Source organism: Pseudomonas sp. TE9122, assembly GCF_056278925.1.
The window spans coordinates 3,415,448-3,441,992 of record NZ_JBWBQI010000001.1 but is presented as its reverse complement, the minus strand read 5'-3'; the positions used below and the strand labels follow the sequence as shown (position 1 = coordinate 3,441,992).

The following is a 26,545-nucleotide window of genomic DNA, read 5'->3' as shown; positions in this document are numbered from 1 at the left end:
GGCGTTTTTGTTTGTGGGCCTGTTGGATCTTCGGCGTCCTTGCCGGCCTCTTCGCGAGCAGGCTCGCTCCCACACTGGATCAGTGTCGTTCACAATCTTCTGTGGGAGCGAGCCTGCTCGCGAAAGCATTCTGTCAGGCGCCGCTGGCTACCGAGGCCTGCGCCGTGCGCAACTCATGCCGGTTGCCACGGAACAACACCAACGTCGCAATCAACCCCAACACCGCCGCGCCACTGAGCCAGATGCCCGGTGCTGCCTTGTTGTCCAGCACATGAATCAGATAGGTGCACGCTGCCGGAGTAAATCCGCCGAACGTCGCCGTTGCCAAACTGTAGGCCAGGGAAAACCCGGTCGTGCGCACTTCCACCGGCATGATCTCGGTCAGCGCCACCACCATCGCGCCGTTGTACGAGCCGTACAGGAACGACAGCCACAATTCGACAATCAGCAAATGGCTGAAGCTCGGGTTCGCCACCAGCCACGACAGCGCCGGATACGCAGTGAGGATCGCCAGAATCGTCGCCGCCAGCAGTAGGGGTTTTCGGCCGATCTTGTCGGATACCGCGCCCATCACCGGTAGCCAGAAGAAGTTCGACAAGCCGATGCACACCGTCACCAACAGCGCATCGAGATCAGACAGGTGCAGTTCGGCCTTGCCGAACGTCGGGGTGTAAGCGGTGATCAGGTAGAACGACACCGTGGTCATCACCACCAGCGCCATGCCGGCAATGACGATGCCGAAGTTCTGCCCGATCGAGCGGACGATTTCGCCGAGGGTAGGGCGGTGGGTGCGCGCCTGGAACTCCGGGGTTTCTTCCAGCGAGCGACGGATGAAAAAAATCACCGGCACGATCATGCAGCCAATCAGAAACGGTACGCGCCAGCCCCATTCGCCCATCTGCTCAGGGCTCAGCCAGTGGTTGAGGCCAACGCCGAGCAGACCGGCGAACACCACGGCTGCCTGTTGGCTGGCGGACTGCCAACTGACGAAAAAGCCTTTACGCCCCGGCGTCGAAATTTCCGCCAGATACACCGACACGCCGCCCAGTTCCACGCCCGCCGAGAAGCCTTGCAGCAAACGGCCGAACAACACCAGCAGCGGCGCGGCGACACCGAGCGTCGCGTAGCCGGGTACGCAGGCAATCAGCACTGTACCGGCGGCCATCATCGCCAAAGTGATGATCAGCCCTTTGCGCCGTCCGTGACGGTCGATATAGGCACCGAGGAAAATCGCCCCCAGCGGACGCATCAGGAAGCCGGCGCCGAAGGTCGCCAGCGACAGCATCAGCGAAGCGAACGCGCTGTCGGTGGGGAAGAAGGTTTTGGCGATGGCCGTGGCATAGAAGCCGTAGACCATGAAGTCGAACATTTCGAGGAAGTTGCCGCTGACAACGCGAAAGATCGCTTTGCCTTTGCCCGTGGTGGAGGACATGGGAGGTACTCACTGTTCAATTTTGTATAAAGGCGTTGCAGCCATGGGGAAGCGAGCGGGCGCTTGTAGTTCATAATGGCCGCCGTGGTTTTGCGGGGAGATGAAGAATTGTTAACTGGACGCTGGTTGGGGCTTGTGGTGTTGGCGGTGGCAATCGGCGGCTGCGGCAACGGCGATTCCCTGGAACAGGTCGGTGGCTCGACCATGGGCAGTACCTGGTCGGTCAAGTACGTGCGCCACCCCGGGGTCGCCGATCCTGCGCAGGTGCGCAGCAAAGTGCAGGCCATCCTCGGTGAAGTCGATCAACAGCTGTCGACTTACCGCAGTGACTCCGTCATCGAGCGTTTCAACGCCTTGCCCGCCGATAGCTGCCAAGGCATGCCGACAGCGGTGCTCGAATTGGTCCGCATCGGCGAACAGCTTTCAATCCAAAGCGAAGGCTCCTACGACCTGACCGTGGAACCGCTGCTGGACCTCTGGGGATTCGGCCCGCAAGGACGCGAAGAAAAGATCCCTGATGCGGCCGCTGTGGCCGAGGTCATGCAGCGGGTCGGCCATCAGCATCTGCGCATCGATGGCGAGCGGTTGTGCAAGGACGCCGCCGTCGAAGTCGACTTCAACAGCATTGCCGCCGGTTACGCCGTGGATACCATCGCCGCCAGATTGCAGGGCATGGGCATCGACAATTACCTGGTCGAAGCCACGGGCGAACTCAAGGCCCGGGGCAAGAAGCCGGATGGTTCAGCGTGGCGCATCGCTCTCGAAGAGCCTCGCGATGACCAGCAAGTGGCCGAGCGGATTATCGATGTCGATGGCTACGGCGTGTCCACCTCCGGTGACTACCGCCATTATTTTCTGCAGGACGGTCGGCGTTATTCCCACACCTTCGATGCGCGCAGCGGAAGGCCGGTCCTACATGATCTGGCGTCAGTCACGGTGATTCATCCTTCAGCGTTGATGGCCGATGGACTATCGACGCTGTTGCTGATTCTCGGGCCGGAAAGGGCACGGGACTATGCCCAAAAGCATGACATTGCTGCATTCTTTGTCTTGCGTGCCGATACAGGTTTCGTCACCCGCAGCAGTCAGGCATTTACGCAGCTTGTCGGTGAAAAAAACTGACCGGAGACAAGACGAAAGCTGGCGTTGTAGTGCAGGCAAAAGTAGCCTACGACGCGACCAAGGGTTAATGTGCGCGGCGTTGACGCTTCTATAGACTGTGTCCGGGTTCTTCACTGGCCCCCAATTGTTCCTTCGCGCCGCCGTTCGGCGTGATTTAGCCGCCGGTGCTGCTGGCACCGCGGCCTGTTCTGAGGAGTACGCATGGCTGTCTACAACTACGACGTGGTGGTACTGGGTTCCGGCCCGGCGGGAGAAGGCGCGGCAATGAACGCCGCCAAAGCGGGGCGCAAGGTCGCGATGGTCGACAGCCGTCGTCAGGTCGGCGGCAACTGCACCCACCTCGGCACCATCCCGTCCAAGGCACTGCGTCACTCGGTGCGGCAGATCATGCAGTTCAACACCAACCCGATGTTCCGCGCGATCGGCGAGCCACGCTGGTTTTCCTTCCCGGACGTGTTGAAAAGCGCCGAAAAAGTCATTTCCAAACAAGTCGCCTCGCGCACCGGCTACTACGCCCGTAACCGCGTCGACGTGTTCTTCGGCACCGGCAGCTTCGCCGACGAGCAAACCATCGAAGTGGTCTGCGGCAACGGCGTGGTCGAGAAGCTGGTGGCCAAGCACATCATCATCGCCACCGGTTCGCGCCCGTATCGCCCGGCGGACATCGATTTCCACCACCCGCGCATCTACGATAGCGACACCATCCTCAGCCTCGGTCACACCCCGCGCAAACTGATCGTTTACGGCGCTGGTGTAATCGGTTGCGAATACGCATCGATCTTCAGTGGTCTGGGTGTGCTGGTCGAACTGGTCGACAACCGTGGCCAGTTGCTGAGCTTCCTTGACTCGGAAATTTCCCAGGCGCTGAGCTACCACTTCAGCAACAACAACATCACCGTGCGTCACAACGAAGAGTACGACCGCGTCGAAGGCGTGGACAACGGCGTGATCCTGCACCTGAAATCCGGCAAGAAGATCAAGGCGGACGCCTTGCTCTGGTGCAACGGCCGTACCGGCAATACCGACACGCTGGGTCTGGAAAACATCGGGGTCAAGGTCAACAGCCGTGGCCAGATCGAAGTCGACCAGAACTACCGCACCTGCATAGAGAACATCTACGGCGCCGGTGACGTGATCGGCTGGCCAAGCCTGGCCAGTGCCGCCCACGACCAGGGTCGTTCGGCCGCTGGCAGCATCGTCGACAATGGCAGCTGGCGCTTCGTCAATGACGTGCCGACCGGCATCTACACCATTCCGGAGATCAGCTCGATCGGCAAGAACGAGCAGGAGCTGACCCAGGCCAAAGTGCCGTACGAAGTCGGCAAGGCCTTCTTCAAGAGCATGGCGCGGGCGCAGATTGCCGGTGAGCCGCAGGGCATGCTGAAGATCCTGTTCCACCGCGAGACGCTGGAAGTGCTCGGCGTGCATTGCTTCGGTTATCAGGCGTCGGAGATCGTGCACATCGGTCAGGCGATCATGAATCAGCCGGGCGAGCTGAACACCCTGAAGTATTTCGTCAACACCACGTTCAACTACCCGACCATGGCCGAAGCCTATCGGGTCGCAGCGTACGACGGCCTCAACCGGCTTTTTTGACGGGCTCCGGCCGGTGGCCTGAGCCGGCCGGGGAGACCGATTTCAGCAATTCTCAAGGGTGGCAGTGGCCAAACCGGGAAAGTCTGTAATCAGGCTGTCAACGCCGAAGTCGGCGAGTCTGCGCATCAGTGCAGGCTCGTTGACGGTCCACACCGACACATGCAGGCCCTGACGCTGCGCCTTCTGCAGGCGTTCCGGCGTACACAGCGTCCAGTTCAACGCGAGAATTTCGCAACCGTAGCTGGCCGCCACCTTCAACGGATCGAGCCAGGCGTATTCGGCCACCAGGCCACGGGATACGTCCGGTACCAGGTCCAGCGCTGCCTTCAAGACTTCCCGTGAACTCGAGGTGATCGTCACCTTGTCGAGCAGGCCATGCCGTTGAGCCATTTCCCGAATCGCCAGCACGGTAGTCGCCGCGCGGGTGCGTGAAGCGCTTTTGACTTCCAGCTGCCAGTGCTCGAAATCACATTTCTCGAACAACTCTTCCAGCGTCGGAATCGGGCACGGCTGGATCCAGCCCGGGCCACCCTTGCGCGCGTCGTAGGTCACCAGTTCGGCGGCGGTGTGCTCGACGACTTTGCCGCGACGGTCGGTGGTGCGTTTGAGCGTCGGGTCATGGATGACCATCAGCTCGCCGTCCTTGGACAGGTGCAGATCCAGTTCGCAGCGGCGCACGCCGTGCTTGAGGCACTCCTGAAAGCTGCTCAGGGTGTTTTCCGGTGCTTCGCCCTTGGCGCCGCGGTGGCCGTAGATGAGGGTCACGGTGCTTCCTTAAGTTAAATGCCAGATTCGTTCTGTTCGCGGGCCAGACGGCGTTCCTGAGCCTGCTTCTGCAAGATGTAGCGCGCGAGCAATTGGCGCTGGGCATCGGTCGGGCGCTCGAACTCGGTGCCGACGTCATAGCCATCGCCCTTGGGATCGCAATGGGTGACCCGGGCGCGCAGCAGCAGGCCGAGTGCCTGCGGCATCAGTACCAGTTTCACCGACAGGTGCGCGCCGGTGGCAATCGGCGTCGGGTACTGAAAGTCGATCCCGCCCTCGGAGATGATCACCGGCTGCGGCTCGCCGATGTGTCCGAGCACCGTCAGGGCGATTACCTGGCTGAGCAGGTCGATGCGTTTGTTCTGCGATTTGAGGAACGCGGCGATGGCGCGGTCGCGCTCGCTGATCTGTCGCAGCAGGTGCTGGGACTCGAATTCGCTCAGGTGCAGTTCGCTGAGCAGGTTGAAGAGTGGGGAAGCATCCTGCAACACTTCCTGGCCTGCGGCTTCGGGAGCGGACAGGGGCCGAATTTCCAGTGCGATCGTGTCCTCGATACGGTAGTATTCGCGGCGATCTTCTTCATCTAATGTCGACATGGCGAACCCATGGTAGCGGCGGTGGTCTGAGTGTAAAGCTGGTTTTCGACCCCCGCCACAAGGACGTTCCTTTTCCCTCCGAACAAGCCCCGACATGTTCAGACCTCTCTTCGTATTTATCGGCACGCGTTATACCCGTGCAAAGCGTCGCAATCATTTTGTGTCATTCATTTCCCTGACTTCGATGATCGGGCTCGCCCTTGGCGTGGTCGTGATGATCGTCGTGCTGTCGGTGATGAACGGCTTCGACCATGAGATGCGCACCCGCGTGCTGGGTATGGTGCCCCACGCCACTCTCGAGACCGGTGAGCCTATCAACGACTGGCAAAGCCTGGCCGACAAGGTCAGGCAGAACCGGCAGGTGACGGCGGTGGCGCCGTTCACCCAGATGCAGGGCCTGCTGACCAACAACGGTCAGGTTTCCAAGGTGTTGCTCAATGCCATTGATCCTGCGCTCGAGCGCAATGTGTCGATCATCGACAACTTCATGAAGCAGGGCAAACTCGACGACCTGACGCCCGGCAGCTTCGGCATCGTCATCGGCGACAAGGCCGCGACCAAGCTCGGCGTCGGCATCGGTGACAAGGTCACCTTCGTCGCACCGGAGGTCAGCGTGACCCCGGCCGGGATGTTCCCGCGCATGAAGCGCTTCACCGTGGTCGGGATTTTCCATGTCGGCGCCGGTGAGCTCGACGGCTACCTCGGCGTGACCAATCTGCAGGATCTGGCGAAAATGCACCGCTGGAAAGCCGATCAGGTGCAGGGCCTGCGGCTGAAGTTCGACGACCTGTTCCAGGCGCCGCGCGAGGCGTGGAACATCGCCCAGCAGCTCGGCGAAGATCGTTACTACGCCCGCGACTGGACCCGCACCCACGGCAACCTGTATCAGGCGATCCGCATGGAAAAAGCCATGATCGGGCTGCTGTTGCTGCTGATCGTCGCCGTCGCCGCGTTCAACATCATTTCCACGCTGGTGATGGTGGTGAACGACAAGAAGGGTGACATCGCCATTCTGCGTACCCTCGGCGCCACTCCGGGCACGATCATGCGCACGTTCATGGTTCAGGGCACGGTAATCGGCGTGGTCGGCACGGCGATCGGCGCGGTGGTCGGGATCCTCGCGGCACTGAATGTCAGTGCGGCCATTTCGGCGCTTGAAGGGCTGATCGGCCACAAGTTCCTTAATGCTGACGTGTATTTCATTGATTATCTTCCTTCGCAGGTACAGAGCCAGGACGTCGTCATGGTCTGCGCCGCTGCGTTGGTCCTGAGTTTCCTCGCCACCCTGTATCCCGCCTGGCGTGCCGCGCGCACCCAGCCGGCGGAGGCGTTACGTTATGAGTGAGTCGGGCATGAGTGAACAAGCAATTCTGAGCTGCCGTAACCTGGGCAAGTCCTACGAGGAGGGGCCTGAGTCGGTACAAGTGCTGGCCGGCCTGCAACTGGAGTTGCACCCGGGCGAGCGTGTGGCGATCGTGGGTAAATCCGGTTCCGGCAAAAGTACCTTGCTCAACCTGCTCGGCGGCCTCGATACGCCGAGCAAGGGCAGCGTCTGGCTCGACGGTGAAGAACTGTCGGCGTTGAGTGAGAAGAAGCGGGGCCTGCTGCGCAATCGCGCGCTTGGTTTCGTTTACCAGTTTCACCACTTGCTGCCGGAATTCACCGCGCTGGAAAACGTCTGCATGCCGCTGTTGATCGGCAAGACCGCCATCCCGGAGGCGCGCCAGCGTGCCACGGCATTGCTGGAGCGCGTCGGTCTCGGCCATCGTCTGGAACACAAACCGGCGGAACTCTCCGGCGGCGAACGTCAGCGCGTGGCCATTGCCCGTGCACTGGTGAACAACCCGGGGCTGGTGATGCTCGATGAGCCAACCGGCAACCTTGACCTGCATACCGCCGAAGGCATTCAGGATCTGATGCTGGAGCTGAGCACTTCGATGCGCACAGCGTTCCTGGTGGTGACGCACGACATGAACCTGGCTCGCCAGATGGACCGCGTCCTGCAGTTGCAGGAAGGTTGCCTGACCCCCATCTGACTGGCTGAAACCCGGCGCCCGTAACGGCGCCGGGTCTTTTATTTCTATACGGTGCCCCAGCGAATGTTCAGACCGTTATCGATCTTTATCGGCACGCGCTATACCCGCGCCAAGCGCCGCAATCGCTTTGTTTCGTTCATTTCGATGACCTCGATGATCGGCCTCGCCCTCGGCGTGCTGGCGATGATCGTGGTGCTGTCGGTGATGAACGGCTTTCAGCGCGAAATGAGCTCGCGCATCCTCGGCATGGTGCCCCATGCGACCATCGTTGGCGTCAAGCCGATCGATGACTGGCAGCCAGTCGCTGCCGCTGCGATGAAAAATCCCGAAGTGACGGCCGCCGTGCCGTTCACAGAAATGGAAGGTATGCTTTCCTACAAGGGTTCGATGCAGCCGATCCAGATCAGCGGCGTTGATCCGGCCCAGGAAGGCAAGGTGTCGATCGTTGCCCAGCACATCGTCCAGGGTCGTCTGGATGCCTTGAAGCCGGGCGAATTCGGTGTGGTGATCGGTGAAATCACCGCGCGGCGTTTCCGCCTCAATGTCGGCGACAAGATCACTCTGATCGTCCCGGAAGTCAGCACCGCGCCGGGCGGTATCACCCCGCGCATGCAGCGCCTGAATGTGGTTGGCGTGTTCAAGGTCGGCGCCGAGCTGGACGGCTCGATGGGCCTGATTCACGTCGCCGACGCCGCGACCATGCAGCACTGGCAGCCGAATCAGGTGCAGAGCGTGCGGCTGGCGGTCAAGGATCTGTACGCCGCGCCGAAGGTGTCTGCGGACATTGCCGGTGGCCTCGGTGCTGACTTCAAGGCTGACGACTGGACTCACACCCAGGGCAGCCTGTTCAGCGCGATGAAGATGGAAAAAACCATGATCGGCCTGCTGTTGCTGATGATCGTCGCGGTTGCGGCGTTCAACATCATCGCGACGCTGATCATGGTGGTGAACGACAAGGGCGCCGACATCGCGATCCTGCGCACGATCGGCGCCACACCACGGCAGATCATGGCGATCTTCATGGTGCAGGGCACGGTGATCGGTATTGTCGGCACCATCATTGGCGGCGTGCTGGGCGTGATTGCGGCGCTCAATGTCAGCGAACTGGTCGGCTGGATCGAGCGTGTGACCGGCCAGCATATCTTCAGTTCGGACGTGTATTTCGTCAGCAACCTGCCCTCGGAATTGCAGGGTGGGGATGTGCTGTTGATCTGCTCGGCGGGTTTCATCCTGAGCTTCCTGGCGACGGTGTATCCGGCGTGGCGGGCGGCGAAGATCGAACCGGCGCATGCCTTGAGATATTCGTAAGCGACTCCATGCTCGTTCCCACGCTCTGCGTGGGAATGCCTCAACGGACGCTCTGCGTTCGGCTCTTGAAGGGACGCGGAGCGTCCCGGGCTGCATTCCCACGCAGAGCGTGGGAACGATCAGGTCCGAGGCAACTCGATCACAAACCGCGTCCAACCCGCTTCAGATTCACAACGAATCTGCCCGCCATGTGCCCGCACGATCGACTGAGTAATCGCCAGCCCCAACCCCGCATGCTCACTGCTGCCTTCCTGCCGCGCCGGATCCGCTCGATAGAAGCGGTCGAACAGACGTGGCAGTAATTGCGCGGAAATACCCTCGCCACTGTTCTCGACGCAGACGCGCACGGTTTCCCCCTCGTCGACGATGCTCAAGCGCACATAACCCTCGGCCGGGGTAAACCGCAGTGCGTTATCCAGCAGGTTCGACAAGGCCCGGCGCAACATGCCGCGATCACCTTCGATACGCGCCTCACCTTCACGGCTCAAGCTCACGCCAGCGTCTTCCGCCAATGGCGCAAAAAACTCCAGCAACATGTCGGCCTCATCCGCCAGCTCCAGTGGTTCGCGCTTGGGCATCAGCAAGCCGTGGTCAGCCTTGGCCAGGTAGAGCATGTCGTTGACCAGTTGCGCCATCCATTGCAGTTCTTCGAGGTTGCTGTGCAGCGCTTCGCGGTAATCCTCCAGTGCCCGGGGGCGGGTGAGGGTGACCTGGGTGTGGGTCAGCAGATTCGACAACGGTGTGCGCAGTTCATGGGCGATGTCGGCGGAGAACGCCGAGAGGCGCTGAAACGAGTCGTCGAGGCGTGCGAGCATGGCGTTGAAGCTGTAGGCCATTTCTGCAAGCTCTGGTGGCATCTTCTCTTCAGGCAGTCGGGCGTTGAGCGATTGCGCAGAAATCCCACGGGCCACTGCGCTCATCCGCCGCAACGGGCGCAGACCGCTGCGCGCGGCCCAGGCCCCGAGCACGGCAGTAGCCAGCGCCGACAGGCCGACGGTCAGCCAGATCAGATGCTGCATGCGCGTAAGAAAATGCTGGTGATGGGTGATGTCCAGCAGCAGCGTCAGTTGCGGCGAATCCGCTGTGTCTGGATAGAGCGGGGCGCGCAGCACGCGGTAATCGGTGCCGTCATGGCTGATGGTCGACAGGCCGGTTTGCAGGGGCAGATTCTTCGGAATCTGCACCGAGCTGTCGTACCAGTGCTGCCCGTCGCCACTGGTGATGCGCAATGACAGATCCGCCTGACGGCTGAGTTCATCGGCCAGCCGCGCCTCGCGCTGGGCAGGTTGGAGATCCTGCAAGGCGAGGCGCAGGCCGATCAGTTTCGTCTCCAGTTGTTGCTGATCGAGTTCGATGAAGTGCGCCTCGCTGGCGCGGTCGAACAGCACCCCGGCGAACAGCGAGACCACCGCAGTGCAGGCGGCAAACAACAGGGCCAGGCGCGTGCTCAAGGACAGGCTACGCATCACAGCGAACGCTCTTCGAGCACGTAACCCATGCCGCGCACGGTGTGGATCAGCTTGTTGGGGAAGTCATCGTCGATCTTCAGGCGCAAGCGGCGGATCGCCACTTCGATGACGTTGGTGTCGCTGTCAAAATTCATGTCCCAGACCTGCGAAGCGATCAGCGACTTCGGCAACACTTCACCCTGGCGGCGCAGGAGCATTTCCAGCAGGGCGAATTCCTTGGCGGTCAGGTCGATGCGCTGGCCGCTGCGTTCGACCCGGCGGCGGATCAGATCCAGGCGCAGATCGGCCAGTTGCAGGCTGGTTTCCTGGGCGATTGCGCTGCCGCGTCGCAACAGGCTGCGCACCCGGGCGAGCAATTCGGAGAAGGCGAATGGCTTGACCAGATAATCGTCGGCGCCCAGTTCGAGGCCGTGAACCCTGTCCTCCACGGCGTCTTTGGCGGTGAGAAAAAGTACCGGCGTTTCGAGGCCAGCGCGGCGCACCGCTTGCAGAATCTGCCAGCCACTGCGCCCGGGCAGCATCACATCGAGGATCAACAGCGCGTAATCGCCGCTCAAGGCCAATTGCTGGCCGCTGATGCCATCGGCCACCAGCTCGGTATTGAATCCGGCCTCGGTCAGGCCCTGACGCAGGTATTGGCCGGTTTTCGCTTGGTCTTCGACGATCAACAGTTTCATGGGCGACTCGGGCGGGGTTGGTATTTGGAAGGGCGAGGGCGTTATACCGTGAGATCCGGCGATAAGCGCCAAGCTGACAAAGTTGTAATCTGCCTGTCAGGTCGATGCCAGCACTGGGTGGTTAGAGTTTCCCACAGGCTGAACCTTGTCTTGTTGGAGTACGACCATGTTTTTGCGCACCTCGCTGAAAATAGCCACCTGTCTGCTGGCATTGAGTTCGCCAGCCTGGGCGGCACCCGCGCACACCTTCGCCTTCGGCCAGCCGGCAGCGGCGAGCCAGGCTACGCGCAGTATCGAAATCGTCATGGGCGACATGAACTTCGACCCGAAAGCCATACAGGTCAAGGCCGGTGAGACGGTTCGCTTTGTACTGGTGAATAAAGGCCAGTTGCTGCATGAATTCAACCTCGGTGATGCGGCGATGCATGCCAGTCACCAGCAGGAAATGTTGCAGATGCAGCAAAGCGGCATGCTTACGCCTACCGGCATGAAAGAAATGTCCCACGACATGGCGGGCATGAATCACGCGGCGATGGGCCACGGCATGCAGCATGACGACCCCAACAGCGTGCTGGTCGAGCCCGGTAAAACCGCCGAGTTGACCTGGACCTTCAGCAAGGCCACGGCGCTCGAGTTTGCCTGCAATATCCCCGGGCATTATCAGGCGGGCATGGTCGGCAAACTGACAGTCAGTCAGTAAGCACTCAAAGGCGCGGGCAAAGGCTGGTAGAATCCGCTGATTCTTCAGTCAGGTTTCCGCCATGCATCCCGCAGCCGAACATTCGCCGCTGGGCAAATCCAGCGAATACATCGCCACCTACACGCCGTCCCTGCTGTTCCCGATTCCGCGCACCGCGAAATGGGCCGAGCTGGGCCTGACCGCCGAAACCCTGCCGTATAAAGGCGTGGATTTCTGGAACTGCTTCGAGCTGTCGTGGCTGCTGCCCTCGGGCAAACCGGTGGTGGCGATCGCTGAATTCAGCATCCCGGCGGACTCGCCGAACATCATCGAATCGAAGTCGTTCAAGCTCTACCTCAACTCGCTGAACCAGACGCCGTTCGCCGACGTTGCCACATTGCAAGCGACGCTGGTCAAGGATCTGTCCGCCGCTGCCGGTAAACCTGTGGGCGTTCGGGTTCGCAGTCTGAAGGACGTCGAAGCCGAAGGCGTGGTGGCGTTGCCGGGCGTGTGCATCGACGATCTGGATATCAGCGTGAGCAACTATGAGCATCCGCGTCCGGAGCTGCTGCGTTGCGACAATTCGCGCGTGGTCGAGGAGAGCGTGCACAGCCACCTGCTCAAATCCAACTGCCCGGTGACCAGCCAGCCGGACTGGGGCAGCGTCGTGGTGGAATATCGCGGCGCGGCGCTGGATCACGCCAGCCTGCTGGAGTACATCGTCAGCTTCCGCCAGCATTCGGACTTCCATGAACAATGCGTTGAGCGGATTTTCCTCGATCTGCAGCGGTTGTTGAAACCTGAAAAGCTCACCGTGTTTGCACGTTACGTTCGCCGGGGTGGGCTGGATATCAATCCGTATCGCAGTACCGAAAGCGTACAACTGCCGAATCATCGGCTCGTACGTCAATAAAGATCCTGAATGTGCGACATCCAATGTGGAAGCGAGTCTGCTCGCGAATGCGGTGTGTCATTAAACGATGATGTCGACTGACACGACGCCTTCGCGAGCAGGCTCGCTCCCACAAGGGCTTGCATGCACATTTTGCAAATGAAAAAGCCCTGCCATCGCTGGCAGGGCTTTTTTGTGCGGCGGGGCGTCAGATGCCCATGCTGCCCAGCGCGTTGACGATGTTGCGCAGGGTGCCGGCGATCGCCGGGTGTTCGACTTCGAAGCGCTCCACGGCAAGGTTCACCCCGTCCACCAGGTTGTTGTCCTGTAGCTGATTTTCCAATTGAATTTCTGCTTCGATCTGCGCCATCAACCGGTGTAAGTTTTCACGTTCAGACTCGGACAGAGGCGGGTTCTGCTCCAATTGATCACGCAAGGTGTTGAGCTGATCCTGCAGTTCTCGTCGGGCGGGCATGGTGGTTTCCTTTTATCAATAGGCACTGGCATTGACCGCAGCCACGCGCCAAAGGTCTATGGCTGACCTTTAGATTAATCCACTCTCGGTAAACCTGCATGACGCCGGTCAGGGCTTTTCGCCTTTGGCGCGGCGCAAGCTGATGTCGGCGAGGCAGGCGTCCAGTTCGCCGAGATGATCGATTACCGAATGCACGCCCAGGCCGAACAACTGCACGGTTGCCTTGCCGCGCAACTTTTCGCGTTCCTTTTGCGAGAGCGCCTGCCACTCGCTCGGGCTCAGGCCGCATAGCGAGCCACAGGACGCCAGGCCAATCGTCCATAACCCGGCATTCAGACCGGCCTGTAACAGGCGCGGCTCACCACTGACCAGCACGCAACCGTCGAGGCGGTCGATGTTCAAACTCATCAACGCCTGCCAGCACGCGTTGGGCGCTGGCCATGGATTCATTGTTGCTGAATGTTGCGTCGGTTTGATCCAGTCCGGCAGCGACGCGGCCAGTGGCTGAGCGAGGGCAGGGGGCAATTCGTCGAGCCACGCGCAGGGAATTCCCTGGCGCTGCAAACTTTTCAGGCTATCGAGTGCGCCCGGTGTAGTTTTGGCATGTTCCGGCTGGGAGTTGAGCTCTCGCGCGGCGCGGGCACCGAAATCCACCAGGCAACCGCTCAGGCCGAACAGCACGGCAGTCAGGCCGGGCGCGGCGACGGGCAAGGTTTCGGCGTGAGTCATGGCAACGTCCCTGAAATAACGCTCAAGACTAAGGCACTGGGGTGACAGTTGCATGACAGGCGGGTGAAAGCCTGCGTAGGAAACTTCCTGCATATCGTTGCAGCGGCGCACTGCCCAAATCGCCGTTTACGCTTATACTAGCGGCCTTAATGCCCGGGCCGAGAGGACCGCGCCAGTATCGAATCCAAGGAGTTTTTCTATGCGCTGGAGCCCTTCGCTCACTCAGCTAAGTGTATGTGCCAGCCTGTTGCTGGCGCCGTTCGCCACCCAGGCGGCCACCGAAGAAGACCCTTGGGAAAGCGTCAACCGGCCGATTTTCCAGTTCAACGACTTCGTTGACACCTACGCGCTGAAGCCACTGGCCCAGGGTTATGAGTTCATCACCCCGCAGTTCGTTGAAGACGGCATTCACAATATGTTCCGCAACGTCGGTGACGTGACCAACCTGGCGAACAACATTCTCCAGGCCAAACCGGCTGCGGCGGGCGTTGATACCGCCCGACTGATCTTCAACACCACCTTCGGTCTGCTCGGCTTCTTTGATGTCGGCACCAAGATGGGCTTGAACCGCAGCGACGAAGACTTCGGTCAGACCCTCGGTTACTGGGGCGTGGGCAGCGGCCCGTACGTTATGCTGCCGCTGATGGGGCCGAGCACCCTGCGTGACGCACCGTCGAAATATGTCGACAGCTTCACCGGCGCGTACCGCTACATCGACCACGTGCCGACGCGTAACTCGATCTTCGGCCTGAACATCGTCGACACCCGCGCCAGCCTGCTGTCGAGCGAGAAGCTGATCAGCGGCGACAAATATACCTTCATCCGCAACGCTTACCTGCAGAACCGCGAGTTCAAGGTGAAGGACGGTCAGGTTGAAGACGATTTCTGATTTTGACCGGTGATGAAAAAGGCGGCCCTCGGGTCGCCTTTTTTGTCCGCGCCAGAGTGTCGCCTGCGACTGCCGCTACCTTCCATCGGGTTACCGTTGGAGCGGTTCTTATAACTCCCGGTGATTTGACAAACAAAGTCGTCAAGCGACAATCGGCGCATGCTTGAAACGCTCTGCGGATGGGAGTACCGTCTGCGCCTTAGAAGGGCACCTCTGTTTAAAACCGCGCGCCAGGCGAATGCTTGAAAGCGCTGCAACAGAGAGGCTAGAAAGCGAATCCAGTAGTCTGCGCAGGGCCGTTGCCCCCGCTCACTACGCCAACCTAATTCTGGCGCCGTTTGCCCACATGCCAAAAACCAGTGCCACGCTGCTGATAATCGATGATGACGAGGTAGTGCGCGCGAGCCTCGCGGCCTATCTGGAAGACAGTGGTTTCAGCGTCCTGCAGGCCGGCAACGGTCAACAGGGTCTTCAGGTATTCGAGCAAGACGAGCCCGATCTGGTCATCTGCGATCTGCGCATGCCGCAGATGGGCGGTCTCGAACTGATCCGTCAGGTTACCGAGCGCTCACCGGAGACGCCGGTGATCGTGGTCTCGGGTGCCGGGGTGATGAACGACGCAGTCGAGGCCCTGCGCCTTGGTGCGGCGGATTACCTGATCAAGCCTCTCGAAGATCTGGCTGTGCTCGAGCACTCCGTGCGCCGGGCCCTGGATCGTGCGCGGCTGCTGCTGGAAAACCAGCGCTACAGCGAGAAGCTGGAAAAGGCCAACCGCGAGCTCGAAGCCAGCCTGAACCTGCTCCAGGAAGACCAGAACGCCGGTCGCCAGGTGCAGATGAACATGCTGCCGGAAAGCCCGTGGAGCATTGACGAATTCAATTTTGCCCACCAGATCATCCCGTCGCTGTACCTGTCGGGTGATTTTGTCGACTATTTCCGCGTTGACGAGCGCCGGGTCGCGTTTTATCTGGCGGATGTTTCCGGGCATGGCGCGTCATCAGCCTTCGTCACCGTGCTGCTGAAGTTCATGACCACGCGTCTGCTCTTCGAATCGAAACGCAGCGGTACCTTGCCGGAGTTCAAACCTTCGGAAGTGCTCGGTCATATCAACCGGGGGCTGATCAGTTGTAAGCTGGGTAAACACGTCACAATGGTCGGTGGAGTCATCGACGAGGAGACCGGTTTGTTGACCTATAGCATCGGCGGCCATCTGCCTTTGCCTGTGTTGTACACGCCTGACAGTGTTCGTTATCTCGAAGGCCGTGGTCTGCCGGTGGGGCTTTTCAACGAAGCCACCTACGAAGACCACGTGCTTGAGCTGCCGCCGACGTTCAGCCTGACGCTGATGTCTGATGGCATTCTGGACCTTTTGCCGGAAGCAACGCTCAAAGAAAAAGAGGCTGCTTTGCCCGAACGGGTGAAGTCAGCGGGCGGCAGCCTGGATGGTCTGCGGCAAGTGTTTGGTTTGGCCACGCTAGGGGAGATGCCGGATGATATCGCCCTGTTGGTGTTGAGCAGGAATCTTTAATGAGTACCGGTAGAATCCAGTTCGCCGAGCAGGACGGCACCTTTGTCCTGAAGTTCGTCGGTGAAGTTCGCCTGACCCTGTGTTCGGCGTTGGATGCGACTATTGAGAAAATCTTCACCGCGCTGAATTTCAACGCGATCGTGATCGATTTGACCGAAACCCGCAGCATCGACAGCACCACCCTGGGCCTGCTGGCCAAACTGTCGATCCTGTCGCGGCAGAAGGTCGGCCTGTTGCCGACGGTTGTCACCACCCACGAAGACATCACTCGGCTTTTGCAGTCGATGGGCTTCGAGCAGGTGTTCAACATCGTCAACCACCCGGTGCCGTGCCCGGAGTGCCTGGACGACCTGCCGGATCAGGACCAGTCCGAAGAAGTGGTGCGAATCAAGGTGCTGGAAGCGCACAAGATTCTCATGGGCCTGAACGATTCCAATCGTGAAGCGTTTCATGATCTGGTCAATGCCCTGGAAAGACACTGACCTCATGAATTGATGGTGTCTGGGCTGGCCTCATCGCGGGCAAGCCCGCTCCCACAATGATCGCGTGAAACCTCAAACTTAGGTTCTCCACATACCCTGTGGGAGCGGGCTTGCCCGCGATGGCGTCGGGTCGGTCGATACATTTATCAGTGCAGGCAAATGAAAAAGGGCGAACCCTCACAGGTTCGCCCTTTTTGCGTTCTACAAAATCAAATCACAGCTTGGCCTGCAGCAACGCTTCCAGCTTCTCCTGGTCGCGGGCGAACTGACGGATGCCTTCAGCCAGTTTCTCGGTGGCCATCGCGTCTTCGTTGGACAACCAGCGGAATTGCGCTTCGTTGAGGCTCAGACGTGCTTCACCGGCATTGCCCGGCGCCAGTTTGCGTTCCAGCTTGCCGGTGTCGGCGGCGAGCTTCTCCAGCAGTTCCGGGCTGATGGTCAGGCGATCGCAGCCAGCCAGTTGCTCGATCTGGTTGATGTTACGGAAGCTCGCGCCCATGACCACGGTCTTGTAGTCGTTGGCCTTGTAGTAGTTGTAGATGCGCGTCACCGACTGCACGCCCGGATCATCGGCGCCGGTGTAGTCGTTGCCGTTGGCCTTCTTGTACCAGTCGTAGATACGGCCCACGAACGGCGAAATCAGGAACACCCCGGCATCGGCGCAGGCGGCGGCCTGGGCGAAAGAGAACAGCAGGGTCAGGTTGGTCTGGATGCCTTCCTTCTCGAGGATCTCGGCGGCGCGGATGCCTTCCCAGGTCGAGGCGATCTTGATCAGCACGCGGTCACGGCCAACGCCGGCCTTGTCGTACAGCTCGATCAGGCGATGCGCACGCTTGAGGATCGCATCCTGGTCGAAGGACAGGCGCGCATCCACTTCGGTGGAGATGCGGCCTGGAACCACGTTGAGAATTTCCTTGCCCACTGCGACGCCGAAACGGTCGCTGGCCAGGCCTACATCGCCCTTGCAGTCGCGAACGCAATCGTTCAGCAGTTCGGCGTAACCGTGAATCGCCGAAGCCTTGAGCAGCAGGGAAGGGTTGGTGGTGGCATCGGTCGGTTTGACTCGGGCGATCGCTTCGAAGTCGCCGGTGTCGGCAACCACGGTGGTGAACTGTTTGAGTTGTTCCAGCTTGGAAGTCATGGGCGTGCTCTATCCTATGGGTCTGAAGACATTACCCGAGCGCTGACGGGCACTCAAGGGTGCATTGGTGGATCGATGGCCCCTGCGGCAACAACCTGAAAACGATTGTTTGAAAGGCGGGGCGCGGTGTCGCTGAATACGATGCCAAAACAGCCCACAGGTTCAAAGCAACCGACCTGTGAACAGGCCGGTTGCTCGAGCTCTACTCAGCGTTCAACACACCTTCCACGGATAACCGCGCCGGTTTTGGCTGGCCGTCAGAGGTGAGAAAGCCGAAGTTCTTCTCGCGATCGTTGCTGCCGGAATCACTGTTCCGCCATTCATAGATAGAGGTCAGGGGAATATTGAGGCGTTTCACGTCGGTAATAAACGCGTTGATCTTGGTCGCTTGCCCCTCAGGACCGCCGTTGGAGGCGAGGGCCGAAACCCCCCATTCACTGATGACCCCCGGCAGATTGAAGTTCTGCTGGATGAAGGTCTGCGCGTTGCTGATCTGCGTGGCGGTCATGCCGTAAGGGTGGTAGGACACGGCGTTCAAGCATTTGGGGTAATCGCTGACGATGCTTTTCATCGCCACCGTCGACGCCGAGCCCGCGCTTGGCGGCCGGGCGAAGCCGAAACCGACCCGTGGTGTCGTCTGTGGCTGAGCTTCGAAGGCCTTGCACATGCCAGCCATGAACGGCACGAAGGTGGTGTCGAAATTGCGCGTCGGCCAATAGGTTTCCAGGTCCGGTTCGTTCCATATTTCGATCGCCACCAATTGCGAGCTCCAGGATTTTTCCAGCCCGGTCACGGTGTTGGCGAACTTACCGCCGGCGGCGTTCAGTTCCTCGGGCGAAGTGGCCGGCAGTGCCTTGATCGCGCGCACCGTCAGCAGCACCGGCAGGCCGGCGGAAGCGGCGGCGGCGAAGGCGTCGCTGACCTGTTTCTGATAAGTCTTGGCGGTGAGGCTGTCGCTCCACACACCGAAGCGTACAAAGCTGAAGCCTGCTGCCTTGATCTGCGCGGCATCGGCGGCGGTAAAGCTCTGGATTTTCACCTGCACGCCGATGGTTTTAGCTGGAAGGTTGGGGAACAGCTCACTGGCGTGAACCTGGCTGGTGGCACCGAGCGCCATCAGGGCGAGGGCGGCGAGTTTATTGCGCTGTGCTGTTTTCATGTCTGCTCTCCTGAAGAGAATGACAACTACGAATATTTATCCCGTTACTCAATTTCCGATAACGGTGATGGCACTAAGTGCGCGAATGTTATTTTTTGTCAGGAAAACAGCAACTGAAAATCACAGTTATTTTTAGTCCGCTAATTGTGGTTGGGGCGGCTTAAAACGCTGTGGTACTTAATGTTCCTGTACTAACAGGGCGAAGCTATTTCTGAGTGCAGGAAAGTCGTGAGGGTTCATTAACTTTCGCGACATGTTGGCTGTTTGATATTACACAGGAAAGCAAGACTTGTTCAAAAAGATCCTCGTTGTCTGCGTGGGCAATATATGCCGAAGTCCGACGGCCGAACTGCTGCTGCGCAACGCGCTGGGGCCGTCCGCCATCACGGTGTCCTCCGCCGGCCTGTCCGCCCGCGTCGGCGAGGGCGTGGAGGCCTCGGCGCGGCAGGTTCTCGAAGAACACGGGCATTGCGCCGAGGCCTTCAAGGCGCGGCAACTGACTTCGGACATCGTCAATGACTCGGACCTGATCCTGGTCATGGAAAAAGCCCACGTCAATCAAGTGCTGAAGATTGCCTCGCACGCCCGAGGCAAAGTGTTTCTGCTCGGCAAGTGGCAGAGCGAGCGCGAAATACATGATCCGTATCGTCAAGGCAAAGCCGCGTTTATTCATGCCCACGCATTGATTGAAGATGCTGTTAGTTCATGGGCGAAGCGTCTCGGGCATTGATGAATCTTCTTCAGAACAGTAAATGGTAAGAACAGACTTATGCAGTTACCGTCCGTAATCGGCACCCGCGACAAAGATCAAGACAGTATTGATCTGCTCGGCATCTTCGGCAGCCTGATCGACCAGAAGTGGCTGATCGGCGCGCTGACGGGCGCCTTCATGGTCACCGGCGTCGCCTATGCGGTTCTGGCGACGCCGGTGTACCTGGCGAACGCGCTGGTGCAGGTCGAACCGAAAAAGAACGACATGCTCGGTTTCTCCGACCTCAACAGCATGCTCGGTGGGCAATCGCCGTCGGTGACCGAAATCGGCATCATCAAATCCCGCGCGGTGATCGGCAAAACCGTTGACGACCTGCGCCTGGATATCGACGTCACCCCCAACACGTTCCCGTTGATCGGCGGCTTTCTTTCGCGGCGTTATCGCGGAGACAGCGAGACCAGCGTCGCGCCGCCGCGTTTCGGTTTGAACAGTTATGCCTGGGGCGGCGAACGTCTGGAATTCAATCGGCTGCAATTGCCGAAAGACCTGCTCGGCAAGAAACTTACCCTGATCGCCGGCGAGCAGCAGAGTTTTCAGCTGTTCGATGAAAACGACAATCTGCTCGCCGAAGGCGTGGCCGGCGAAGCGTTTGCCAATGACGGTGTAGAAGGGCAGATCGCGCACCTGATGGCCAACCCCGGCACGCGCTTTCAGGTGGTGCGCAATCCTCGGATCGTGACCATTCAGGGCTATCAGGACGCGCTGGATATCTCCGAACAAGGCAAGGAGTCGGGGATCATTCGTCTGGCGCTGGCCAGCTCGGACGCGGCCGAGGCAGTGAAGATCCTCAACAAAATCGCCTCGCTCTACGTCGAACAGAACGTACGCCGCACTTCGGCGGAAGCCGCGCAGAGCCTGGCCTTCCTGCAAAGCCAGTTGCCCCAGGTCAAGCGTGATCTGGCCAAGGCCAGCGACGCCTTGAATGCCTACCAGACCCACGGCAAGACCGTGAACATCTCGCTGGAAACCCAGTCGGTGCTGGGCCAGTCGGTGGCGCTGGAAACGCGCATCTCCGAGCTGAAAATGCAGCAGGCCGAGCTCGATCGCAAGTTCACCAAACAGCACCCGGCCTATCGCGCCTTGATGACGCAGATCGGCGAGCTGACCCAGCAGCAGAAATCCCTCGAAGGCAAGGTTCAGGACTTGCCGGCCACCCAGCAGGAACTGCTCAACCTGACCCGCGACGTCGAGGTGGCTTCGCAGATCTACACGCAGTTGCTGAACAAATCCCAAGAACTCGACATCGTCCGCGCCGGGGCCGTCGGCAACGTGCGCCTGATCGACACTGCCGATGTCGACCTGACCAATCCGATCAAACCGAAGAAACCACTGATCGTGCTGATCGCGACATTGCTCGGCGCGTTTGTCGGCGTGGCGCTGGTGCTGCTGCGCAAATCCCTCAGCCGAGGCCTTGAAGGTCCGGAGGGCATCGAGCAGTTGGGCCTGCCGGTTTACGCGTCGATTCCCTACAGCGCCTTGCAGGAAGAAGAGGACAACAAAAAGGGCCGCGCCCGCGATGGCGTCGACAAGCCGGCGTACCTGCTGGCGCTGCGCAACCCGACCGATCTGTCGATCGAATCGATCCGCAGCCTGCGCACCTGCCTGCATTTTGCCGGGCTCGATTCGACCAACAACCGCATCATGATTTCCGGGCCGAGCCCGCAGGTCGGCAAGACCTTCGTCTCGTCCAACCTTGCGGCGGTCATGGCCCTCAGCGGCCAGCGCGTGGTGCTGATCGATGCCGACATGCGCAAAGGGCACCTGCACAAAACCCTCAACACGCCGATCAGCAATGGTTTGTCCGACCTGCTGGTCAAGCGCTGCACCCTTGAGCAGGCGATCAACAAAGTCGAAGTCGACAACCTGCATTTCATCAGCCGGGGGCAGGTGCCGCCCAATCCTTCCGAGCTGCTGATGCACGCCAACTTCCGCGAACTGCTGGCAGAACTCAGCGAGCGCTACGACCTGGTGATCATCGACACGCCGCCGCTTCTGGCGGTGACGGATGCCGCCATCGTCGGTCGCGAGGCTGGCATCAGCCTGATCGTCACCCGCTTCGGGGTGAACCCGGCCAAGGAGATTGAACTGACCATTCGCCGCTTCGCCCAGAACGGCATCGAGTTGAAAGGCGCGGTGTTCAACGGCGTCGAGAAGCGTGCGGCCAGCTATTACGGCGGCACTGGCTATTACAACTACGAATACGCGTCCGACAAATCCTGATGGTTGCCGATTGTTCTTTCCTGTTTGAAGTGGGTGAGTTGTGAAAAAAATACTGCACGTGGCAGAGACGATCAAAGGTGGCGTGGCGACGGTGATCCGCACGATCTCGGCATCGCCCGAAGACGACGCGGCGAATTATCAACTGGTCTACCTGGTCCCCGAGGATCAGGCCAAAGAGCTGCACGGCATCGCCCCGCAACAAGTGCGCACCTTCCCGCGCAGCGGTCGCAACGTGCCATCGCTGCTGCGTTTCGCCTGGCGCCTGAGCCAGGTGCTGCTCAAGGAAAAGCCCGACGTCGTGCATTTGCACAGCACCTTTTCCGGAGTGATCGGCCGTGTTGTGTGCGTGCTGTTGCGACCATGGCGCAAGCCGAAAATCGTCTATTGCCCGCACGCGTTTTCGTTCCTGATGGAAAGCTCGCCGACCAAGCAGAAGGTCTACGCGTGGATCGAACGCGTTCTGCAGAAAGTCACCGACGTGATCATCTGTGTCAGCCAGTACGAGCTGGATAAAGCCGCGCGTTTCGGTATCGAGCGCAAGCGCATGAAGCTGATCTACAACGGCATTCATCACAAGGATGACGCGCCAAAAACCGCTGGCGCCGAGCCGATTCATCTGCTGTTCGTCGGGCGCCTGGATTACCAGAAAGGCTTCGATGTGCTGCTCAAAGCCTACGCCAAGGTCAACCGCAACGACCTGAAACTCACCGTGGTCGGCAGTGCGGTCAACGAAGATTCGGTCGAGTGCCCGCCGATGGATTCGGTCGAGTACCTGCCATGGGTGACCCCGAGTGAAGTGCAGGCGCTGTATCAGAAAGCCGATGCGCTGATCGTGCCGAGTCGCTGGGAAGGCTTTGCCATGGTGCCGCTGGAAGGCATGGCCATGGGGCTGCCGGTGATCGCCAGCAACTGCACTTCACTGCCGGAACTGGTCACCAATGAAGTGTCCGGCTACGTCTTCCCCTCCGGCGATCACCAGGCGCTGGCCGACGTTTTGACGATCATCCAGAAGCCGCGCCTGCTCGACCTCGGCAACGAAGGCCGGAGCATTGTCCGCGAACGTTTCAGCGCCGCGTTGATGATCCGCCAGACCTACGACCTGTATCACGCTCCCACTTATTAAGTAGAACTCAAGCTTATGAACGTAACGATTTTGCATGGCTACAGTGCGTCCAACTCCGGTGACGGTCTGCTCGTCGATCTGGCCATTGCTCTGGTGCAGCGTAACTTCGGTGACGACACCGCGATCAGTGTCGTGGCGTCCGACCCTGAGTCGTTCAACTATCTGCCGCACCCGCGTTTCGATGCGCCGGTGATGGCGGCCAAGGGTCTGGGACGGGTCAAGCAAGCGGTGTTTCTCAATCAGTCCTACGCCGGGCTCGCCGATCTGCTGAAGAAAACCGATCTGATCGTCGGTGTCGGCGGCGGTTACATGCGTTCGAAAAGCGCCTTCGAGCACATCAAGCTGAAGCTCGGCCATGCCAAGCAATTGGAAACCGCGATCCTCAGCAAAGTGCCGTCGGTGTACCTGCCGCAGAGCATCGGCCCGTTCCACGGCGAGAGCAGCAAGATCGTCGAGCACTACGCCAGCGCCGATGCGGTGTTCGTGCGTGACAACCGTTCCTCGGCGATTTTTGACGCTTGCGAAAACGTCTACCGCGCGCCGGATCTGGCCGTGCAGTCGCTGGCAAGCAAGATTCTTCAGCAACCGAAATTCACCCGCTGCGCCGCCTCGCCGGCGACGGTGTGCGTGGTGCTGCGCAAGCCGCCGGAGTGGAGCAAAGAGAAGAAGGTCGCTTACGTGGCCAATCTGAAACTGCTGCTGCAGCGTCTGAAGAACAAAAGCAAAGTGGTCTGCGCGGTACAGAGCGCGGTGCGTGGCAACGATGACGGCGCGTTCTACCGCGAGCTGGGCATCAACGAAGACCTGCTGTCGCTGAAGGCAACCATCGCCAAATACCAACCGGACCTGGTGATCTCGGTGCGTCTGCACGGCGCCATCGAATCGCTGCTCTCCGGCGTGCCGGCGTATCACATCAGCTACGAGCGCAAAGGCTTTGGCGCCTATCAGGACATGGGCGTCGAGGACTGGGTGATCAATGGCGGCGACATCGACGTCGACACCATCATCAACACCGTTTACGCGCCCAATGCCTTGGCGGATTTCGGCAAGCGCCTGACTGACACCTGCCGCGAAATCGAAGCGAAAACCGTGGCCATGGACGAAATCATCAAGGGTGTCGTTCGATGATATTTCGGCTGTTGCTTCGCGGCGGAGCCTTGGGCGCGAAGTTCTTGCTGGTGTTGGCCATCACCCATTACCTCGGATACGAGGCGCTGGGTTTTTACGGTGTGGTGGTCGCGGCTTCGCTGATCGCTTCGAAGTTCTACAGCGTCGGCTTCAGTTCCGAAATCAACCGTTTGATCAGCGTCGGCGGCAGCTCGCGGCGGGTAGTCGACAAGGTTCTGCTGCTGTATCTGGCGGTGGGGCTGTTGTTGTCGGTACTGACGGTGCTGGTCTATTCGCTGTTCCAGTCGGTGGAAGCGACCGCCACGCTGATCCTGTGCGTGACGCTGGTGTTGCTCACCGAGCACCTGTCGTTCGAAATCAATTCCTTCGTGTTTTCTGCGCAGAAAGCCACCGCCGGCGCCTTGCTGTTCTTCATCAAGACCGGCCTGTGGGCGGTATTGGCGGTGGGCGGCATGGTGCTCGGCTGGGTCGCGGGCATCGCCAGTGTGTTGTGGCTGTGGGTCGCCGCCAACGTGATGGTAATCATCGCCGGTTATTTGATCGTGGTGAACGTGCACAAGGGCCGCGAAGCCGCGTCGCTGGACACCGCGACGGTGTGGAAGGCCGGGTTGCCGTTCTATCTTGGGACCGGTCTGATCGCCCTGAGTCAGTACGCCGAGCGCTTTCTGATCATCGACCTGGAGCCCTACGCCAGCCTCGGTAAATATGTGTACGCGTGGTCGGCGGCCAACACTTTGCAGGCGTTGTCGTATGCGGTGGTGGCGGTGGTCGGCATTCCGGTGCTGGCCAAGCGTTTCCAGGCCGATCAGCAGGCATTCACGGTCAAGCAACTGTTCGTCAACAAATGGGTGATGCGCTCGCTAGCGGTCTCCGCCGTTGTGGCCGTGGCGATCTATGTGTTTTTCAATGTGCTGCTCGATTACGTCGCCGCCAGCGTGCCGCGTCCCGATAACGCGCTACTCGCGGTGCTGATCTTTTCCTTCGCTTTGCGGGCGATTGGCGACATCGTCTGGGGCGGTTTGATTGCTTCGAAAAACAGCCGAGTGTCGCTGGCCAGCGCGGCGATCTGTCTGCTGATTTCGGTGCCGGTCAGCTATGTGCTGATCAAGCATTACTCAATCTATGGCGCGGCGTGGGGCAACGTCTTCGCCATCGTCGTGCAGCTTGCTGTGATTGCAGTGTTGACCCGTGTCACCGGCGCGAAGAAGGCTGCGCTGTCATGGGCCTGAAGCTGCCGCGCATCGAGTTTCGCGGGCGCACATTCGATTCGTCGATTTCCTTTCTGATCCTGTTCACCGGGCTGTTTCTGTCAGTGGCGATGCCGTTGCTGGTGCCACGCGATCCGGGGCCGGACGCGATGACGTTGTGGTCGTCATATGCGCGTGCCGACAACTGCAATTTCTGGAATCCGTTCTCACCGGATCGCTCGTCCTACGAGTGTTCGGCGTTCCTGCTGCGGCCTACCGGGATCAACCTGACCAATGCCTGGGCCTACGGCATGTTCTGCAATTTCTTCCTCACCGCAATTCCGGTAGTGGTGTTCCGGCGCATGCCGTTGACCATCTTCGGCACCCTGTGCCTGTGGGGCATCGTGCGCTCGTTTTTCCTCGAGAACCTGACCAAGGAAATCATCGTGTCGGTAGCGGTGTTGAGCATTCTGCTCAGCGCATTGACGCGCAAATATCGCGGCGGTTTTTTTCTTTCGGCGGTGATTTACGGCGTGTTGATCCGGCCGTACTGGATTCTGTTTTCGCTGTCGTGGGTCGGCGTCTGCGTGATGAAAAAGTACGTCTCGCGGTTCACCTTCTTTCTGATGCTGTTCCTGTTTTATCTGGCGGTGGCCATGGCCATTCAGCTGGCGCTGGGCTTTCCGGTGTCATCGATCCGGGCGAGCAACAACGAGCTGCGCACGGCGGGCGAGGAGGGCTCGAAGTCGCTCATCGTCTCGTGGCTCAGCGGCAGTGACTTCGTCTCCCAGGCGCTGGATTCGATGATCATTTTCTTCCGCCTGTCGTTTCCGGTTGAGCTGATTCTGCTGTCCGGGCCGGGGCAGGTGATCTTCGTTGCGCTGATGATCATGACCGCGCTGCTACTGTTCAAAGTCATCACTTCGACCGACTACAAGGGCGCGCCGATCCAGACCAAACCCAAGGAACTGATCGCGATTCCGCTGGCGTTTCTGTTGGTGCAAGGCTTGTTCGAGCCGGACTTCGGCTCCTTCGCCCGACACTTCTCGATGGTCGTGCCGGTGTTGTTCGTCGGCCTGGGCTTGATGCTGCGCGCGAACAAATCGGTGCAGGTCGAATCAAGAATTCTCACTTAAGGCA

The 26,545-nt window shown here is 60.0% G+C and carries 25 protein-coding genes; 16 read left to right on the top strand and 9 right to left on the bottom strand.

Annotated elements, in window-relative coordinates:
* Positions 1-133: 133 nt before the first annotated feature.
* On the bottom strand, positions 134-1,432 hold the full coding sequence (gene tcuC, locus ACZ9BE_RS15465; RefSeq protein ID WP_041477332.1) for an MFS transporter: 1,299 nt from the start codon (positions 1,430-1,432) through the stop codon (positions 134-136).
* Between the two features lie 75 nt (positions 1,433-1,507).
* On the opposite strand from tcuC, the gene ACZ9BE_RS15460 reads away from it, so the two are divergent.
* Entirely contained in the window at positions 1,508-2,554 is a 1,047-nt protein-coding gene (locus tag ACZ9BE_RS15460) for an FAD:protein FMN transferase (protein ID WP_310217266.1), read from the top strand.
* 201 nt (positions 2,555-2,755) lie between these two features.
* Positions 2,756-4,150 carry a Si-specific NAD(P)(+) transhydrogenase gene (gene sthA, locus ACZ9BE_RS15455; protein ID WP_039760770.1) on the top strand — a complete coding sequence of 465 codons (1,395 nt, stop codon included), beginning with the start codon at positions 2,756-2,758 and terminating at the stop codon, positions 4,148-4,150.
* A 42-nt stretch (positions 4,151-4,192) separates the two neighbouring features.
* On the opposite strand, the gene ACZ9BE_RS15450 is transcribed toward sthA, so the two are convergent.
* Positions 4,193-4,915: a glycerophosphodiester phosphodiesterase gene (locus ACZ9BE_RS15450; protein ID WP_041477331.1), complete on the bottom strand. Its 723-nt coding sequence runs from the start codon at positions 4,913-4,915 to the stop codon at positions 4,193-4,195.
* Between the two features lie 14 nt (positions 4,916-4,929).
* Positions 4,930-5,511, bottom strand: coding sequence for a PilZ domain-containing protein (locus ACZ9BE_RS15445; protein WP_016775478.1), 582 nt, complete (start codon positions 5,509-5,511; stop codon positions 4,930-4,932).
* 94 nt (positions 5,512-5,605) lie between these two features.
* Between ACZ9BE_RS15445 and ACZ9BE_RS15440 the strand changes: the two genes are divergently transcribed.
* The 3 genes from ACZ9BE_RS15440 to ACZ9BE_RS15430 all read left to right on the top strand — a co-directional run bounded on the left by ACZ9BE_RS15440 (position 5,606) and on the right by ACZ9BE_RS15430 (position 8,855).
* Positions 5,606-6,856 carry a lipoprotein-releasing ABC transporter permease subunit gene (locus ACZ9BE_RS15440; protein ID WP_041477329.1) on the top strand — a complete coding sequence of 417 codons (1,251 nt, stop codon included), beginning with the start codon at positions 5,606-5,608 and terminating at the stop codon, positions 6,854-6,856.
* On the top strand, positions 6,849-7,547 hold the full coding sequence (gene lolD / locus ACZ9BE_RS15435) for a lipoprotein-releasing ABC transporter ATP-binding protein LolD (protein WP_024013628.1): 699 nt from the start codon (positions 6,849-6,851) through the stop codon (positions 7,545-7,547). Before ACZ9BE_RS15440 ends, lolD begins: the two co-directional genes overlap by 8 nt.
* 63 nt (positions 7,548-7,610) lie before the next feature.
* Positions 7,611-8,855 carry a lipoprotein-releasing ABC transporter permease subunit gene (locus tag ACZ9BE_RS15430; protein ID WP_310217257.1) on the top strand — a complete coding sequence of 415 codons (1,245 nt, stop codon included), beginning with the start codon at positions 7,611-7,613 and terminating at the stop codon, positions 8,853-8,855.
* A gap of 119 nt (positions 8,856-8,974) precedes the next feature.
* Here ACZ9BE_RS15430 and ACZ9BE_RS15425 read toward each other — a convergent pair whose 3' ends face one another.
* A complete protein-coding gene (locus tag ACZ9BE_RS15425) occupies positions 8,975-10,321 on the bottom strand; it encodes a heavy metal sensor histidine kinase (RefSeq protein ID WP_476249661.1) in 1,347 nt (448 codons plus the stop codon).
* Positions 10,321-11,001 carry a heavy metal response regulator transcription factor gene (locus tag ACZ9BE_RS15420; RefSeq protein ID WP_252868006.1) on the bottom strand — a complete coding sequence of 227 codons (681 nt, stop codon included), beginning with the start codon at positions 10,999-11,001 and terminating at the stop codon, positions 10,321-10,323. Before ACZ9BE_RS15420 ends, ACZ9BE_RS15425 begins: the two co-directional genes overlap by 1 nt.
* A 166-nt stretch (positions 11,002-11,167) precedes the next feature.
* Between ACZ9BE_RS15420 and copI the strand changes: the two genes are divergently transcribed.
* Both copI and queF read left to right on the top strand, forming a co-directional pair.
* Positions 11,168-11,701 carry a copper-resistant cuproprotein CopI gene (gene copI, locus ACZ9BE_RS15415; RefSeq protein ID WP_056791490.1) on the top strand — a complete coding sequence of 178 codons (534 nt, stop codon included), beginning with the start codon at positions 11,168-11,170 and terminating at the stop codon, positions 11,699-11,701.
* A 61-nt stretch (positions 11,702-11,762) separates the two neighbouring features.
* The gene (queF, locus tag ACZ9BE_RS15410) at positions 11,763-12,593 is read left to right on the top strand and encodes an NADPH-dependent 7-cyano-7-deazaguanine reductase QueF (protein WP_150634831.1); all 831 of its coding nucleotides are present in this window, start codon (positions 11,763-11,765) and stop codon (positions 12,591-12,593) included.
* 187 nt (positions 12,594-12,780) lie between these two features.
* Here queF and ACZ9BE_RS15405 read toward each other — a convergent pair whose 3' ends face one another.
* Together ACZ9BE_RS15405 and ACZ9BE_RS15400 are read right to left on the bottom strand one after the other, a co-directional pair.
* Positions 12,781-13,047 carry a DUF4404 family protein gene (locus tag ACZ9BE_RS15405; RefSeq protein WP_056791483.1) on the bottom strand — a complete coding sequence of 89 codons (267 nt, stop codon included), beginning with the start codon at positions 13,045-13,047 and terminating at the stop codon, positions 12,781-12,783.
* Positions 13,048-13,155: 108 nt separating this feature from the next.
* Complete coding sequence (locus tag ACZ9BE_RS15400) at positions 13,156-13,776, bottom strand: HAD family phosphatase (protein ID WP_150634833.1); 621 nt, start codon at positions 13,774-13,776, stop codon at positions 13,156-13,158.
* 199 nt (positions 13,777-13,975) lie between these two features.
* Here ACZ9BE_RS15400 and ACZ9BE_RS15395 point away from each other — a divergent pair, with 199 nt between their 5' ends.
* From ACZ9BE_RS15395 to rssC, 3 genes are all read left to right on the top strand, one after another.
* Positions 13,976-14,665 (top strand): MlaA family lipoprotein, encoded by a 690-nt coding sequence (locus ACZ9BE_RS15395; RefSeq protein ID WP_016775470.1) that lies wholly within the window; start codon positions 13,976-13,978, stop codon positions 14,663-14,665.
* Between the two features lie 346 nt (positions 14,666-15,011).
* On the top strand, positions 15,012-16,193 hold the full coding sequence (rssB, locus tag ACZ9BE_RS15390; RefSeq protein ID WP_041477317.1) for a two-component system response regulator RssB: 1,182 nt from the start codon (positions 15,012-15,014) through the stop codon (positions 16,191-16,193).
* Positions 16,193-16,675, top strand: coding sequence for an anti-sigma factor antagonist RssC (rssC, locus tag ACZ9BE_RS15385; protein WP_003226553.1), 483 nt, complete (start codon positions 16,193-16,195; stop codon positions 16,673-16,675). The genes rssB and rssC overlap by 1 nt, the downstream gene beginning before the upstream one ends.
* A gap of 214 nt (positions 16,676-16,889) precedes the next feature.
* On the opposite strand, the gene tal is transcribed toward rssC, so the two are convergent.
* Positions 16,890-17,816, bottom strand: coding sequence for a transaldolase (gene tal / locus ACZ9BE_RS15380; protein ID WP_016775468.1), 927 nt, complete (start codon positions 17,814-17,816; stop codon positions 16,890-16,892).
* 202 nt (positions 17,817-18,018) lie between these two features.
* Positions 18,019-18,975 carry a glycosyl hydrolase family 5 gene (locus ACZ9BE_RS15375; RefSeq protein WP_476249660.1) on the bottom strand — a complete coding sequence of 319 codons (957 nt, stop codon included), beginning with the start codon at positions 18,973-18,975 and terminating at the stop codon, positions 18,019-18,021.
* Positions 18,976-19,264: 289 nt separating this feature from the next.
* Here ACZ9BE_RS15375 and ACZ9BE_RS15370 point away from each other — a divergent pair, with 289 nt between their 5' ends.
* The 6 genes from ACZ9BE_RS15370 to ACZ9BE_RS15345 are packed head-to-tail and all read left to right on the top strand — an operon-like array spanning position 19,265 to position 26,541.
* Positions 19,265-19,705 carry a low molecular weight protein-tyrosine-phosphatase gene (locus ACZ9BE_RS15370; protein ID WP_016775466.1) on the top strand — a complete coding sequence of 147 codons (441 nt, stop codon included), beginning with the start codon at positions 19,265-19,267 and terminating at the stop codon, positions 19,703-19,705.
* 39 nt (positions 19,706-19,744) lie between these two features.
* Positions 19,745-21,967, top strand: a complete 2,223-nt coding sequence (locus ACZ9BE_RS15365; protein WP_460143538.1) for a polysaccharide biosynthesis tyrosine autokinase — start codon at positions 19,745-19,747, stop codon at positions 21,965-21,967.
* 40 nt (positions 21,968-22,007) lie between these two features.
* Positions 22,008-23,090, top strand: a complete 1,083-nt coding sequence (locus tag ACZ9BE_RS15360) for a glycosyltransferase (protein ID WP_116657877.1) — start codon at positions 22,008-22,010, stop codon at positions 23,088-23,090.
* 15 nt (positions 23,091-23,105) lie between these two features.
* Complete coding sequence (locus ACZ9BE_RS15355) at positions 23,106-24,218, top strand: polysaccharide pyruvyl transferase family protein (protein ID WP_041477306.1); 1,113 nt, start codon at positions 23,106-23,108, stop codon at positions 24,216-24,218.
* Positions 24,215-25,447 carry an MATE family efflux transporter gene (locus tag ACZ9BE_RS15350; protein ID WP_476249659.1) on the top strand — a complete coding sequence of 411 codons (1,233 nt, stop codon included), beginning with the start codon at positions 24,215-24,217 and terminating at the stop codon, positions 25,445-25,447. The genes ACZ9BE_RS15355 and ACZ9BE_RS15350 overlap by 4 nt, the downstream gene beginning before the upstream one ends.
* Positions 25,438-26,541, top strand: a complete 1,104-nt coding sequence (locus tag ACZ9BE_RS15345; protein WP_476249658.1) for a hypothetical protein — start codon at positions 25,438-25,440, stop codon at positions 26,539-26,541. The genes ACZ9BE_RS15350 and ACZ9BE_RS15345 overlap by 10 nt, the downstream gene beginning before the upstream one ends.
* Positions 26,542-26,545: the final 4 nt, after the last annotated feature.